General features: G+C 40.1%; 13 protein-coding genes. 4 read left to right on the top strand and 9 right to left on the bottom strand.

Annotated elements, in window-relative coordinates; translation table 11 throughout:
- Window positions 1–452: 452 nt before the first annotated feature.
- From LKX84_RS13505 to LKX84_RS13490, 4 genes are all read left to right on the top strand, one after another.
- Window positions 453–932 (top strand): helix-turn-helix domain-containing protein, encoded by a 480-nt coding sequence (locus LKX84_RS13505; RefSeq protein ID WP_228237693.1) that lies wholly within the window; start codon window positions 453–455, stop codon window positions 930–932.
- A gap of 210 nt (window positions 933–1,142) precedes the next feature.
- Window positions 1,143–2,132: a DUF2971 domain-containing protein gene (locus LKX84_RS13500; protein WP_228237692.1), complete on the top strand. Its 990-nt coding sequence runs from the start codon at window positions 1,143–1,145 to the stop codon at window positions 2,130–2,132.
- 161 nt (window positions 2,133–2,293) lie between these two features.
- Window positions 2,294–4,606: an AAA family ATPase gene (locus LKX84_RS13495; RefSeq protein WP_228237691.1), complete on the top strand. Its 2,313-nt coding sequence runs from the start codon at window positions 2,294–2,296 to the stop codon at window positions 4,604–4,606.
- A 266-nt stretch (window positions 4,607–4,872) separates the two neighbouring features.
- On the top strand, window positions 4,873–5,721 hold the full coding sequence (locus LKX84_RS13490; protein WP_228237690.1) for a restriction endonuclease: 849 nt from the start codon (window positions 4,873–4,875) through the stop codon (window positions 5,719–5,721).
- A gap of 159 nt (window positions 5,722–5,880) precedes the next feature.
- On the opposite strand, the gene LKX84_RS13485 is transcribed toward LKX84_RS13490, so the two are convergent.
- The 9 genes from LKX84_RS13485 to LKX84_RS13445 form a co-directional block, all read right to left on the bottom strand.
- Window positions 5,881–7,467 carry a type IV secretory system conjugative DNA transfer family protein gene (locus LKX84_RS13485; protein ID WP_228237689.1) on the bottom strand — a complete coding sequence of 529 codons (1,587 nt, stop codon included), beginning with the start codon at window positions 7,465–7,467 and terminating at the stop codon, window positions 5,881–5,883.
- A gap of 11 nt (window positions 7,468–7,478) precedes the next feature.
- A complete protein-coding gene (gene mobB / locus LKX84_RS13480; protein WP_228237688.1) occupies window positions 7,479–8,498 on the bottom strand; it encodes a MobB family relaxase in 1,020 nt (339 codons plus the stop codon).
- A gap of 2 nt (window positions 8,499–8,500) precedes the next feature.
- A complete protein-coding gene (locus LKX84_RS13475; RefSeq protein ID WP_228237687.1) occupies window positions 8,501–9,088 on the bottom strand; it encodes a BfmA/BtgA family mobilization protein in 588 nt (195 codons plus the stop codon).
- Between the two features lie 421 nt (window positions 9,089–9,509).
- Window positions 9,510–9,707, bottom strand: a complete 198-nt coding sequence (locus LKX84_RS13470) for a hypothetical protein (RefSeq protein ID WP_228237686.1) — start codon at window positions 9,705–9,707, stop codon at window positions 9,510–9,512.
- A gap of 140 nt (window positions 9,708–9,847) precedes the next feature.
- Window positions 9,848–10,297 carry a JAB domain-containing protein gene (locus LKX84_RS13465; protein ID WP_151890963.1) on the bottom strand — a complete coding sequence of 150 codons (450 nt, stop codon included), beginning with the start codon at window positions 10,295–10,297 and terminating at the stop codon, window positions 9,848–9,850.
- 61 nt (window positions 10,298–10,358) lie between these two features.
- Complete coding sequence (locus tag LKX84_RS13460; protein WP_228237685.1) at window positions 10,359–10,712, bottom strand: single-stranded DNA-binding protein; 354 nt, start codon at window positions 10,710–10,712, stop codon at window positions 10,359–10,361.
- Window positions 10,713–11,326: 614 nt separating this feature from the next.
- The gene (locus LKX84_RS13455) at window positions 11,327–11,875 is read right to left on the bottom strand and encodes a hypothetical protein (RefSeq protein ID WP_228237684.1); all 549 of its coding nucleotides are present in this window, start codon (window positions 11,873–11,875) and stop codon (window positions 11,327–11,329) included.
- Window positions 11,876–12,267: 392 nt separating this feature from the next.
- A complete protein-coding gene (locus LKX84_RS13450; RefSeq protein WP_228237683.1) occupies window positions 12,268–12,834 on the bottom strand; it encodes a T9SS type A sorting domain-containing protein in 567 nt (188 codons plus the stop codon).
- Complete coding sequence (locus LKX84_RS13445; RefSeq protein ID WP_228237682.1) at window positions 12,816–13,658, bottom strand: M10 family metallopeptidase domain-containing protein; 843 nt, start codon at window positions 13,656–13,658, stop codon at window positions 12,816–12,818. Before LKX84_RS13445 ends, LKX84_RS13450 begins: the two co-directional genes overlap by 19 nt.
- Window positions 13,659–13,670: the final 12 nt, after the last annotated feature.

Raw genomic sequence — 13,670 nt, 5'->3', positions numbered from 1 at the left:
ATTATACGGGGTTCTTTGGTTTCTTTTTAAATAGGATATCGAACACTGAATGTGAAGTCCCAAAAACAGGACAATCACACAAAGTGAACCCTACATGAAAAAGTTGCCAAATGTTTCCCATAACCCGCTGGTTGGGCGACATCCCGAAAAGCAAAAGAAATCAAACGCTATGAAAAAAGTTGGGCGTGAAACTCAACTTACCCGCTAGCGGTACTGGTATACCTTGCACTGATAAGAAGAGCTCACGCCCGGGTCGTGAGCCAATCTGCTTATCGTCTCTAGTGCAAAAATTACCAGTTTTCTAGCGAGAGATTCAAAGCGATTGCTTCAAATGTTTTTACACGAAGTATCGCAAATATATTTCTAACTCCAAACATAAACAATTGGAATTAAAAGACAAAATTATATTATATGTAATTTTTTGTCTCTGATTCTATTGCTCACTTTGGCTTATGTCTAGATATAAGAAGACAAGTGCCCTTAAAGCAATAGGTAAACGGTTAAAAAAGCAAAGGGAGAAAGAAAAACTCCAAATTGAGGATGTTGTTGAAATGACCGGGTTTACTTATAAGAAAATTTCAGATGTAGAATCTGGGGAAGAAACTTCTTTGTCTTATTTTATTGAAATATGTCTTGCAATCAACATTCAACCTAAAGATGTTCTTGATTTTAATGTTGGATTTAAACCCAGATTCATCCTTTCTTCAACAAGAAAGGAAAAAACAAGATTAACATCAAGATTAATTGAATCCATAAATCAAGGTTTTTTTAAGAAACCAAGATATAACAGTGAAGTCGTCATTAAATTAAAAGAAGATTTTGGTGTAGTATCATCTTCATCAAATGTTTCAGCCATTCTCCGGCGGCTGGTTGACGAAGGTAGATTAGAAGTTATTAAGAGCCACAATCGCAACCAGTATTATAAAAAATAACGGTTAAATCTTTTTGTACTCCCCGATTTTTTAGAAAATTCTTACATTTAGTACTCATACTCCCCCTAAAGATTTTTTGAATATTAACAAAGCTATGCTTTGCACTCAATTGCAGAACTTGTGAATAACATGACCAAATTGGTGGCATATACACAAGAAAGTTGAGTATATAAGCTAGTTGTGCATAATGCCTACAAACCGCAGAAATAAATGAATAAAGAAGAGTATTTGGACAAAATAAGTGATGAATTTATGTCAATTCTTCATAAATATATCCCCAACAGAATGATAGTCGGTAATGGGTATAGTGAAATGTCATTTAATGCTCGTTTGTCGAATAAAAACGATAGATTTTCTGAAAGTCAGTATTACTTCAGCGGAAACAAAAAATTTATTCATTGGACTTCTGTTCAAAACTTAATGTCCATAATAAACTATCGAGAAATAAGACTTTATAATTTGCATAACTCATCAGATTCAGATGAATTTGCGTATGCAGCAGAAAAATTGAATATAGACAAAAATCAAATCGATTATTCAAAAAAATACTTATACACATTGTCGTTTTGCAAAGCATCAGAATTAGCAAATGAGAACCTTTGGAAAGAATATGGAAAAAACTATCAAGGTGTAGCAATTGAATTTGAAATTGTAAATGATCCTAACGAATGGAATAATTTTATGCTTTCAGAGGTGTTTTATGAAATTCCGAAAAACCTTTTAGAAATGAAAAAGGAATTAAAAACATTTCACGAAAAATATCCCAATGCAAGTACTTATATCGATTTGGGAAAATTAATCGCATTTCATAAAAAACCCGATTATTCAAGAGAAGTAGAAATCAGATTGTCAACCTATTTCCCCTTTAACACTACAGAAGCATATGAGAAATTTTGCAATACAGAATTTAGACTAGAGAAAGGAAGACCGAGAGAAACGGATTATTTTGGACTTAAGGTCTGGGTTGACAATGAATCCCCCTTTGTAAAAAGTGATAAGCCAGAATTTGACAGAAGATTAGATGTTGGGACTTCCTATTTTACGGAAAACCCACAAATTAAAATAACCAATATCTATTTTGGAAAAAATTGTGGCATTTCAAACCAGGAATTTACACCTTTTTGGACAAAACTTAATCACATAACACACTATAAGCTAGGTTATGAAATTGAAAATTTGGAACTTAATCTGTATGGGTAAAAAGCACTATGCACAACAATGTATAACCGCAATTACGGCGGATTCGACTACGTCCGAATCCTTCCGGAATAACGGAACATTGTAAACCAACCAACAATACATCCCACAATCCCGTAACTGACGGTTATACGAGACCGTTGTATGCAAGCTGAAAAAACCAAATGATAGAAAGAATACTTACCATAGAAAAATTTGGAGTTTTCAATGACTTTAATTGGAATAGAGATTCTACTCTTCAAGATTTCAAGGAGAAAAATGTTATATACGGTTGGAATTATTCAGGAAAAACCACCTTATCGAGAATTTTTTGTTCACTGCGAGATAAAGCAATTCATATAGATTATCCAGATGCAAAATTCAAACTTCGACTAGAAAACAATCAAGAATTTGATAGTGCCAATTTAGAGACTTATGACCAAAGAGTTTTTATTTTCAATAAGGAGTATGTTGACTCAAAGCTAACCTGGGATTCAAGAACTGAATTAGGAGAACCTATTGCTTTTGACGTAGGAGAAAACACAACAATCCGTAGTGAAATTGAGAAGTTGGAAGAAATAATTGAATATGCAAAAACTAGAAAAATTTCAACTCAACCACCTATTGATTCTTATAATGAATATGAAAATTGGAGATTTAGAGAAGAAAGTAAATCGATTAGATTAATTATTTCAAATAATACCATTCCACTTGACAAAGGTCATTTTAAAGTGACTTTAAATTCAATTACAAAGGACAATCTTGAGTCGCTAGTTATAGCAGAAAACAAGGAAATTGAAGAATTAAAAATTTTATCAAATTCCACTAATGACTATCAACCTTTTAATGAATTTGAAATTGAATTTAAACTGCAAGATTTCAAAACTACGGTTAATGACCTTCTTTTAGAAGAACCTGCTAAAGATGTTGTCATAGAAATTCTAGAAAAAAACAAGGATTTATACAGTTGGGTAAAGGACGGTTTAAAATTTGAAGAAAATTCAAATACTTGTTCTTTTTGTGGCAATGACGTAACTAATGACAGAATAACTTCTCTAAATAATTATTTTTCAAATGCTTCTAAAGATTTAAGAGATAGAATAACTGCACAAAGGGATTTGATTAATCAAGAAATTACTGCAATTAATTCAATAGAAATACCCAAAAGTAAAAATGACTTCACTGAAAAAGTTAGGGAGACAATTGATTCAAACATTAAATCCTATAACTCCATCAAATCAAAATATTTAACCGAACTAAATCACTTATTAAGCGAACTTAACAGAAAAGAAGACGGAAATATCTTTAATAAAATTTCAATAGTAGAAACCGAATACGATTTAAAGGAAATTGAAGATTGGTTTTTGGAAGTTAATGAAGTTATTAAAAGTCATAATTCTCTAATATCCAATTTTGAAACAGAGCGAGATATAGCACGAGAGAAATTAAAAAAGCACCTTATTGCCGACTATTTAAAAAGCGAAAATTATTTTGACAAAAAAGAAAAGTGCCAAAATGCACAAAATTGGCAAAAACTATATGCTCACTATATTACTACAAAGGAAGGCCTAAAACAAGAGAAGCTTGATTCATTAAAAACAATTACAAAAGGTAAAGACGAATTAAATAAATTCATACAAAGGTTTCTTAATCGAAATGATATAGAAATTGATGTTACTGGAGAAGATAAATTTATTCTCTTGCGTAAAACAAGGCCAGCAAGAAATTTAAGTGAAGGAGAAAAAACAGCAATTGCTTTCTCTTATTTTTTAGTAGAATTAGAAAGTCTTGGGTTACTAGAAATGCGGAAAACAATCGTCTTTATTGATGACCCGATTTCAAGTTTAGACACAAATCACATTTCACAAGTATATTCTCTTATAAACTCTTATTTTTTTAGAATTAATATAGATGTAGATAATCCAGACAAGGTTGTGAATTGCTTTAAGCAATTATTTATTTCAACGCACAATTTTGAATTCTTTTCATTTTTAAGAGATTCAACACAGCTTAACAAAAAGAAAAAAATAACGAATCCAACGACAGGAGAAAAACAAGAAATACCAAATTTCGGATTTTATCAAGTTCAAAAAATAGACGCTGACAATTCTGTTCTTAAAGGTTTGGATAAAACATTAAAAAGATACAAATCAGAATATATTTACCTTTTTAGCCTTATTTATAAATACAAACAAGCTATTGACAACGGTGGAGATGTTTACGATATACTTATTCCAAATGCCTTAAGAAGGTTTTTAGAAATATATACCTTAATGAAAATACCTAATGAACCCGATAGTGTAGAAAACAGAATTGTTCAATTAGTGGATGATGTAAATAATTTCAAAACTCTTAACCACTTCTCACACTTTACAACATTTGAAAAGGCAACGAGACACGATGAACTTATTATGGTTCTTCCCACTGCTTGTAATGAACTGATTAACCTTTTGAAACTTGACCAAAAACATTATGAATCGCTAAAAAAATCAATATGAAAAAAGCCAGCATACCACATTGGCTATACGTAATGCGGGCTAGAGTGCTAATATGAAATCAATTACATTAAATAAACTAACTGCTAAGCGGAAAGTGAAGTGCCTTGAAATCCCGCACTAAGCATAGCTAAGACCGTTACCCGCAAGCTTAAAAAAATGACCGTAATTGATTGATGAGACTTGCAGGACCAAAGTATAGGAAGATAGGTTACACCAGTAATTAACCAGCAAGTGTTTTAAGCAATATTGTCATCAAACCGAAAACTATGGCCAAAAACGAGCTAGACTGGGAACAATATGAAGCCATCACAAAATACATCTATGCGTCCCTTGGTGCACAGTATGGGATTAAAGTAAAAGGTTATGGACGGAAATTTAAAGTAAAAGGGAAATCGGGTGTGAAACATCAAGTAGACGTTCTAACTGAACAATCCAATGGCAAGGGCCAATTACTTACCGCGATTGAATGTAAATATTGGAATAGGAAGGTCAATAAAGATGTTGTCATGAAGCTTTCCAAGATAATGGAGGATTCAGATATAACTAGCGGAATAATTGTTTGTAAGGCAGGGTTTACCCCAGATTCACAAACCTTTGCTGAGCATGAAGGCATAAAACTTGTTGAACTAAGAGAAGCCGAGGAAAATGATGGCGAATTCCAAAAAACAATAGAAATTGGCACTTTGGACATTCATTTCAATATTGAGGTCATACGCGGGAATGTTACGAGCATTGATCTGGGCAGCTCCATCATTGCTAGTGAAAGGGAAATAAGGGCAATGTACTATGCCGAATTGTACGATTTGGAAGGAAGAAAAATACCCTTTGTCAATTATCTGAAGGAATTCTCGGAAGAAATGCAACGCAGAGGTAAATTATTGAGAACCGATACTATAGTTTATCCCATTAGCTCCCCACTCTTCTTGAAATTGGCCGACAAGGAGGTTTCTGTTGAAAAAATAGCAATCACCGGATTTTTGATGAAAATTGATAGTCAATCCAAAAGATCATTTTCATTGACCGATCAGGTTTGGTTAATTATGAAAGAGTTGTTCAGTACAAGGAAACTAACTCTTTCGAAGAGTGGGTTGATATGGAACCTATCCTCGCCTTGAGGATTAAATGATAAAAAAAATCAAACCCTTAGAGCAATAAAACGATTTATTGCTCCAGCTGAATCAATACCTGACTTACCAAAACATTGCAATTTTTTCAATAGAAATCAGCCCGGGCTTTACCTTGGATTTCATCAAGAGAAATTATAACAATTTTGATCATTGAAAAATCATCCCAATATCATGATGCACTTTTAGGTAATGCTGTTCGAGTTCCAATTCTGAAATCCCCAACGGCTCGGGCAATCCCTTTAGGATATCAGGCTTTGGAAACTGAACCTTCCTATCCTTCCCATCGGCGAACACCACAAACTCCCCTTGTTTCAACCGAAAGAACACCTCGGCCCTCCTTTTGGATACTTCCTTCTCACCTTCCGTTATCCGTCGTTCCAGGTTCAACCCCGAACTCTTGCTCACACTACGAGTGGGAATCTTGACCAACTCAAAGAACCTTTCATAATATCTCGCCGTGTCCGGATCGTTCACCTTTCCAAAGAACTGATAAGACAGATTTGAGAGTATCGCTTTACTGGCCTTCTCTCCGTACATCATATCATTTTGGATCTTGTCCTGCAGCACATACACACTCACAATATCATAACTCCTTAGTGTGGCCGGTATCCGGTGCATGTTCAATAGCCGTAATGTCGAGGCCTCTTCCAACAACATAAAGGAAGGTTTCCGATGGCGTTGGCTCATCTGTTTGGATATCGTATGGATGATGGTAGCGATCACTGGGGAAAGGGAAGCATCCTTTTGGGGATTGTTCACCAAGGCAATGACGGATGGGTGGTCTTCATTATTGATATCCAAGGAAATCTCATCCTTTGATAGCACCATAAAAATCTTTCGGGTACTGATCTTTTTAAAACCATTGGCCAGGGTACTGAGCACCCCTGCTGTCTGTCGTTCCGACCCAATACCACTGATAAAGGCATCCGCCATGGCCCGCGAAGTGATGTTTCCTTTTAAAAACTTAATCAAACTTTTGGTGGCCAATTGTTGAAAAACGGCCATGAGGTGAGGCAAGGTACAATAGTGCGGATAGTCAATCTTCAAACGCCATATCAACCCGCTAATCAAACCTTCCGCTGCGTCCTTAAAAAAACGGGAAGTACTGTTCTCATCGGAGTCCCGGTGTTCCATCAAGTTCTCCAACAGCACCCGGGACACCTCATGCACACTTTCCTCATCGGGCAGGTATCGGGGAGCTATTGGATTGACCCGATTATAGATGGGGCCAAAGGAAACAATCTTAAAGGGGATCTGTTCCCCCTCCCATAGCGGAAAAGCCATTTCGGTGATCTCAAAATCCTTGTAATCATGGATGACCCCGGAGAAATGCTCCTTTTGAAAATGCTTCAAAAAATTATAGATGACGCTCTCTGTCTTTCCGCTCCCTGCAGAGGCCATCACCGACACTCCACGCCGAATGTTACCCAACACCAAGGGCCTACCCTTTACCCTCATTTTCACTTCAAAAACTTTGGAGGGTTTCTTATCGTCTTTATAGTGATCTATAAGGCCATAGATCACCACATGGATAAAAAACAGCGGCAACCAAAGGGCCAATGACCCCTTAATAAAAACATCCCATCCCCAAAGTAAACCATTGGCCACGGCCAAAAGAACAATGCCCCAAAACCATATCACAAACCCATATATGAGATACCGATTGGCCAAATAGGAGATTCCTGCACCAATTACCAAACTAGATACTATCCAAATCCATCTTAATTCTTCCATATTTGCTTTGTTTAAATTCCAATGGATCCTGATTCCAGAGCTTTTCCGATTCCTTTTTTAAGTTGCATCATCGCTTTATAGGCCAACTGTGCTTGGTTTGTAGGTATGCTCGGCACTTTGATACCTGCCTTGAACAACAATTGCCTGGCGGCTTGTTTCTCAGTCGAGGGCAATCCCAAAAGGGCCGCAAAGAATTTCTTGGGATCCTTATCCAACAAGTTTCGGGCCTGGTAGGTCTCCACAAAGTTCCTGCGGTAGCCGAATTGTTTGTCAAAGCTCTTCTCAGCCGCCCTATAGAACTTGTCCCGATCAAACCCCTGTTTGACCTTCTCCCCATTAAGGATGGTCTCCGATGTACGGAACTTAGATCCTGGGGAGAGGCTATGGGCATTGGTCACATCCTTTCGGCTCACGATGATATGGATATGGCTCTGATGGCCTTCCTTGGCCATGCCTGGAACGATACGTTTCCCATTCTGTTTATGGGGTGCCTCCCTTTCCAAGGCCTGTATTTTTTCCTGAATTTTGGGCACATCCCCTTGCTCCCGTCCCTCTTTGATGGCCCTGAGCTGGTGTTGCAGTTCCAAAATCTTGCTGGCATAGGGCTGGTTCTCCTTGATCTTTTTGTCATTTTCGGAATAGGTCCGCTCCCTTTCCAGTTTCGCGAAATACAACACATCCTTTACTGAAACTTCCTTGTCCCGATAAAAGGAGGCCGCATAGGTCTTCATTAGTTCCCGGGTGTACTGTTTCAGTTTTTCAGGCTCATTCCCGATATGCTTGAGCTCGGCTTGGGAGGGGCTGACCATGATGGAATAGAACTTGGGATCCCGTTTCGAAAGTTTGGCCGTATTGGCATCGATCTCGGCAATGACCCTCTGGGCATCGATGTCATTTTCCGTTTGGTTGAAAAAAAGCTCTTGTTCTTCGGGGGCCTTACCTTCGTTCTCCTTTTCCAAATATTTGACAAAATCACTAGCACTGCCGTGATAGTTATCTCCCAAGTGTTGTCTTGTGATGGCGATGTACATGCTTATAGATTTTTGAGTTTGGTGCGGTATTGTTCAATGGCCCCTGGTTTGAGGTCCAGTTTGAGGTGGTCCTTTCCAAAGCGGTTCTTGGTCACGGAAACATGCTTCAGCACATGCCCAAAATCCTCCTTCAGATCTTCCAATTGTTCCTTCAAGCGCTCATGTACGATTTTGGGGACCGTGGTCTCCTTGTCCAAGAGTTCAGGATTGGTGGGCGTGTTGATCTCGGTCAACTGCTTTTCAAAAAATTCAAAGTCCCCTTCCCATTCCTCCCCCTCCTCGGGTTCCAGTTCCTGTTGAAAGAGAGCCTGCATCATACTGACGGTGGGCAGGGTCTGTTCCTTTTCGATGCTTCGCATGATGGCCACCATGGCATTGAAGCGTCGCTTTATGAACAATTTCATACTTGCGATGGTCTCCCCAAAATGTTGGTCCGGGGAGATCCCATGTCGCTCAAAAAACTCCATCATGGCCAACAGGGTCATGGATTGGGATTTGCCAAATTGCTTGGAAAACCGTCTAAATTTCAACAATACCGGTTCCTTGATACTCAAGCTCTTGAACCGTTCATTTTTGCTTTCATTTTCCATAATTCCGTGAAAAATCCCTTGATTTTATTGGCCTCAAGGCTGTTTTCCGTGAAAACCACCTTTGCCCATTTTCCTTGCATCCATCTTAGCCCCCATAAACAGGGCCTTGCGGAGCAATCATGATTGGTAGCGCTGCGCCAGCACGCTATCCTCTTGCTTCTCCGATTTGTCCCGAAGGGACCAAATCGTATCGCACAACATGGGTCAAAACCAATAGGAATTGAACCCAGTTGCCTAATCTGTAAAAGTCAAATCGATGGGTACGGAACAAGGAAAGTCAAACCGATATGCTAGGCATATCAAAAGAATTCCGCACTTTAATTGCTGTTGAAAACCAACCCTTTAAAGATATAAAAACCAAGGTTCGGGACATAAAAAAAGCCCATCATAATGGATGGGCTTCGATGGTGTGTTTTAGGTTTTACATATTGAATACAAAATCATAATTGTATAGATTTCGCATGGCTTCATCTTCCAAGAGGGCATTATAGTCCTTATCGTGGGTTTCTGCAAATTGGCGCAATTCGGTCCCGGAACGGTTTTCCACATCTTCTTTGGATACGGAAAGCAAACGTTCCTGGGTTTCGCTATCAAGGTTGGTAAAATTCAAATAGACCATAATTCAATGCTTAAAAATTTCATTGTTATAAATCATAAAGGCTAGGGTCAAAACCATCGGGATAATCCCCAAGGTCATGTTGCAGTTCCGACCCTATTCCAAGATCGGTCATTTCCATATCCGCTTCCATGAACATTGGATTATAAGATTCCATTATCCGCAAAACTGTAATACCGTCCATCAGGGGCAAGGATGATATGGTCCAAAACCTTGACATCAAAAAGCTGGGCGGCCTCTTTGATCTTTTGGGTCAATTGTTTGTCCTGATAACTGGCCTTCAATTGCCCAGAGGGATGGTTATGGGTCAAGATGATCCCAACCGAAAGGGTCTTTAGGGTAATGGCAAAAAGGATGCGCAGATCCACCATGGTACCCGTGATGCCCCCATGGGATAATGGATAGATACCCTTGACCTTGTTGGACTGGTTCAGCAGCACGATCTTAAAGGTCTCGTGCAGGCCTATGGTCTTGTTGTCCCAGTTTTGGAACAATAGATTCGCCACCTCGTTGGAATTGGTCACGGAAAGGGATTTCAGGGTGCTGAGCTTTTCCCTATAACTGATCTGTATTTCATTGACACGGTGTTCCATTTCAATAGTATTAAGGATGAAAAAGAAAGGGATGCCCAAAAGTTGGACACCCCTATCCATTTTACTCGGTGGTATTGTTCTCGCCACCACCCAGGAGCAGGATCTCACTGGCCACCACTTCGGTCACATACTTTTTAGTACCCTCTTTGTCCTCATAGGAACGGGAGGTCAATTTCCCTTCGATGGCAACTTCCTTGCCCTTGGTCACAAAGCCTTCGATGATGTCGGCAAGCTTACCCCATCCAATGACGGTATGCCATTCGGTATTGGTCACCCGTTCCCCTTCGGAGTTCTTGTAATGTTCATTGGTGGCCATGGTGAACCGTGCCACACGTTTGCCTTTGTCAAGGTCTGTGATGGTGGGATCCTGCCCCACGTTTCCGATAAGTTGCACTTTGTTTCTCAATGTACTCATGATAAAAAGTTTTAAAGGCCTGCCGTCTTCCAGTATGGATAAATCAGCAAACAGGGTTAAAAATTTCCCCTCTATTTTTTGGTTTTTGTTTCCCAAATTTTAAGGGGCGTTTGTTTGCTTCTTACGTGCGTAGCACAATAAAAGAAGGGGGTTCTGTCAAGGCTTTTGGACAGAAATCGGGAGGCTCCGCGACGTAGCAAAACCTTAAGGTTTTCAAGGAAGTGGAAACCCTATTTATGGACAAAACCTGCCTTGGCCTTGACAGGTTCGATGAGGGCCCTAGGAATTCCTTCAGACCCATCGGCAAGGGAGTGTATGGGAAGTTAAGCAAGTGCAGTCGATGGTGTCCTGATTGGAAGTCCTTGGGCACTGCCCTGTTTTTCGATGCCCCGAAAAACAACCAGGGCTTCTTTTATTAAGGACCCCTTAAAATTTGATGGGCGGACTGACGGATTTGCGGCCTTGCACGGCAAAACCCCAAGAAGGGTTTGCAAAGGAAGGACGCACCAAAAATCCGTTTGGACGACTTCCGTTTAGGCTAAATGCCTATACCTCAACTATTGCGATGGTAATGGGTCAAAAGTACTTGGGTAATCCTAGAACTTGGTTTCCTTTTAGTCTTTCTGGAACAGCTCTCCCTGATTGTTGGGGGAAGTTCCGCTCAACTTGGGCATTGAAGTTTTTAAGCTATCCTTTAAGGCCTTTCTTCGTTTCTCATAGATCCAGACCCTTAACCTTTTCAAAAGACCCATCTCATATTCGGACAGTTGTTTTGGTGCCACTTCCTCCATGGCCTCGATTTGTCCATCCTTCTTAAAGGTCTTGGCATACTGGAGCCCACACCAGGTATAGATGTTCACCCATTCACTGGGCATGGGAGATTCGAAGGTCCTGGGCATCATATAGGCCACAACCTCGGTCAAGGAGGCCATGGGTTCCCCACGCATCTGGGTCAACATCCGGGCCATGGTAATATTGTTTAAAAGGTCTTTGGGAACGGCATCCTGCCATTGTGATGGATACACAATGATGGGACTTTGCAATAGGTCCATAAAGTCGGATTTAACCTTTTTCAAGGACTTGGGTCCTAAGTTTGGAATTGATGTTGTCGCTGGCTCCAGTTCAAAGCCAAAATCCAGTTGCACTACGTTTTGTTTTTCCATGATCTGCGTTTTAAATTGAACAATAGTGGCAGACCGCCAAACGCAAGGGAAAATTTTGGAGTGGGAAGGAAACGGAATAAACCTGCCTGCCGGCAGGCAGGAAGTGACATCGGCAACGGTTTTATGCCGTCCCTTGTCCGAGAAATATTTTCCGGGTTTATCTTTGGACAGTATTGATCGGAACAAACACCAGCCTCCTTCTTCAATTGGACTTGTATATCAAAAGAGTCAACTCAATGATTCAATCCATCGAAAATAAAACGGTCAATATAATCGGCTAACCGTCTTTGCTGATAGCGAATAATAAAGACCCCAATAATTTTTTTGAAGTATAGGATAAAATGAAAAAGGGGGCCTTGAGCCCCCTACTTTCCGATTGTTTTATCATAGTGTCATTCGATGACGACAGTGTGGGTCTCATCCACATCATTTCCAACAATCCTTAGGAAATAGATTCCTTTTGTTAAGGTAGAGATATCCATCTTCACATCTTGTGTTGGTTCATTGAAAGCCATTTCCTTTACAGGTTTTCCCGTAAAGTCCAACAAGGTCAATACGATATCCCGAGCTTGGGAAATGGATTCGGAACTGAGCGAAGGATAATAGACTTCCTTTTTCTCTTGTATCTGGGAAATCGTAATTTCCGAGGATGCTGGGTTTGGATATACCACCATTCGATGACCACTGCCACAATCCTCATAATAATACGCTTGATCGGAACGGGAGCCACAGGCCGTATTGGCAACTACACCAACATAGGAGCTTCCTGTTGAACAAGGATAGCGATAGCTGAACGAAGAAGAGGAAGTGGTAGAGATCAATTGGCCGTTTATGTACCAATTGTAGGGAGCGGATCCGCCAGTGGCATGGGCAGCTACATAAAACGCACTTCCCTCAAATTCGGCCGTATCAAGGATAATGTCCACCGTGGTTGTCAACGTTACGTTCTTTCTGAGCAATACGCCAGGATGTTCGCTTGAAACCATCCGGTACTGCCACCTCCGATTTTCTTTACTGTTACGGAACCACCTGTATGGCTGACAATTTGGATATTGCTTGATGATGTCCAGCTTATACCCGTGAAATCACAGACCCCGTCAATGGTGTAGGTCACATTACCAGTGCCACATATGGTATCATCCCCTTGGATGGCAGTGTAATTGGTTACACCTCCGTAAATGTCCTGGATTCCCTGAATATCATCCAAACATAGAAATCTGTGCGACCCTGTATAGCCACCTACCATCAATGAGCCTGCAACCGTTGTATGTCGAAGTGCAAGGGCATGACCGATCTCGTGTGCGGCAACCGTAACCAGATCCCTTGGATTGCCCCTTGCTGTACGCGTGGCCGTGGTCCATGTTTCGTCTTCATCAAAATGTATATCACCGGTAAGGTCATGGGTCGTTCCATTTGCCGGTGGTTGAAAAGCATGTGCAAGGACCGTGCCCACACCATCAAATGGAAAATCATCACCATGATCTCCGGCCCCCCATGATATAACAATATCTGAATTGGACGCGGAAGTCCCTTCGACAAAATTCAGGTTGGTGAAATCCTCCCATATTCCAAAAGCGTCCCTAATTGCGTTCCGCTCTGCTGTAGTTCCCGAAATGTCCGGTGTGCCGTTCAAAAAATAGTAGGTAATGGTATTAGAGGCCCAAGACATACCCCCTACTACAAAATTATCCTCCGCGTCAAGGGCATCGTTGTCATAAATCTGGGCATTAACAGCTAATACAGCCAGTAATCCCAATGATGTTAAAAGTAGTTTCTGTTTCATGATAAGATTTTT

The organism is Allomuricauda sp. M10 (assembly GCF_020782875.1).
Lineage (GTDB): Bacteria > Bacteroidota > Bacteroidia > Flavobacteriales > Flavobacteriaceae > Flagellimonas.
The sequence above is the reverse complement of the archived record's forward strand: the minus strand, read 5'-3'. Positions and strand labels throughout refer to the sequence as shown.

Coding starts and splice junctions, on each gene's coding strand:
- mobB (WP_228237688.1), bottom strand. CDS start 8,498: ATGTACATCGCCATCACAAGACAACACTTGGGAGATAACTATCACGGC.
- LKX84_RS13475 (WP_228237687.1), bottom strand. CDS start 9,088: ATGGAAAATGAAAGCAAAAATGAACGGTTCAAGAGCTTGAGTATCAAG.
- LKX84_RS13505 (WP_228237693.1), top strand. CDS start 453: ATGTCTAGATATAAGAAGACAAGTGCCCTTAAAGCAATAGGTAAACGG.
- LKX84_RS13470 (WP_228237686.1), bottom strand. CDS start 9,707: ATGGTCTATTTGAATTTTACCAACCTTGATAGCGAAACCCAGGAACGT.
- LKX84_RS13485 (WP_228237689.1), bottom strand. CDS start 7,467: ATGGAAGAATTAAGATGGATTTGGATAGTATCTAGTTTGGTAATTGGT.
- LKX84_RS13495 (WP_228237691.1), top strand. CDS start 2,294: ATGATAGAAAGAATACTTACCATAGAAAAATTTGGAGTTTTCAATGAC.
- LKX84_RS13490 (WP_228237690.1), top strand. CDS start 4,873: ATGGCCAAAAACGAGCTAGACTGGGAACAATATGAAGCCATCACAAAA.
- LKX84_RS13455 (WP_228237684.1), bottom strand. CDS start 11,875: ATGGAAAAACAAAACGTAGTGCAACTGGATTTTGGCTTTGAACTGGAG.
- LKX84_RS13460 (WP_228237685.1), bottom strand. CDS start 10,712: ATGAGTACATTGAGAAACAAAGTGCAACTTATCGGAAACGTGGGGCAG.
- LKX84_RS13465 (WP_151890963.1), bottom strand. CDS start 10,297: ATGGAACACCGTGTCAATGAAATACAGATCAGTTATAGGGAAAAGCTC.
- LKX84_RS13500 (WP_228237692.1), top strand. CDS start 1,143: ATGAATAAAGAAGAGTATTTGGACAAAATAAGTGATGAATTTATGTCA.
- LKX84_RS13445 (WP_228237682.1), bottom strand. CDS start 13,658: ATGAAACAGAAACTACTTTTAACATCATTGGGATTACTGGCTGTATTA.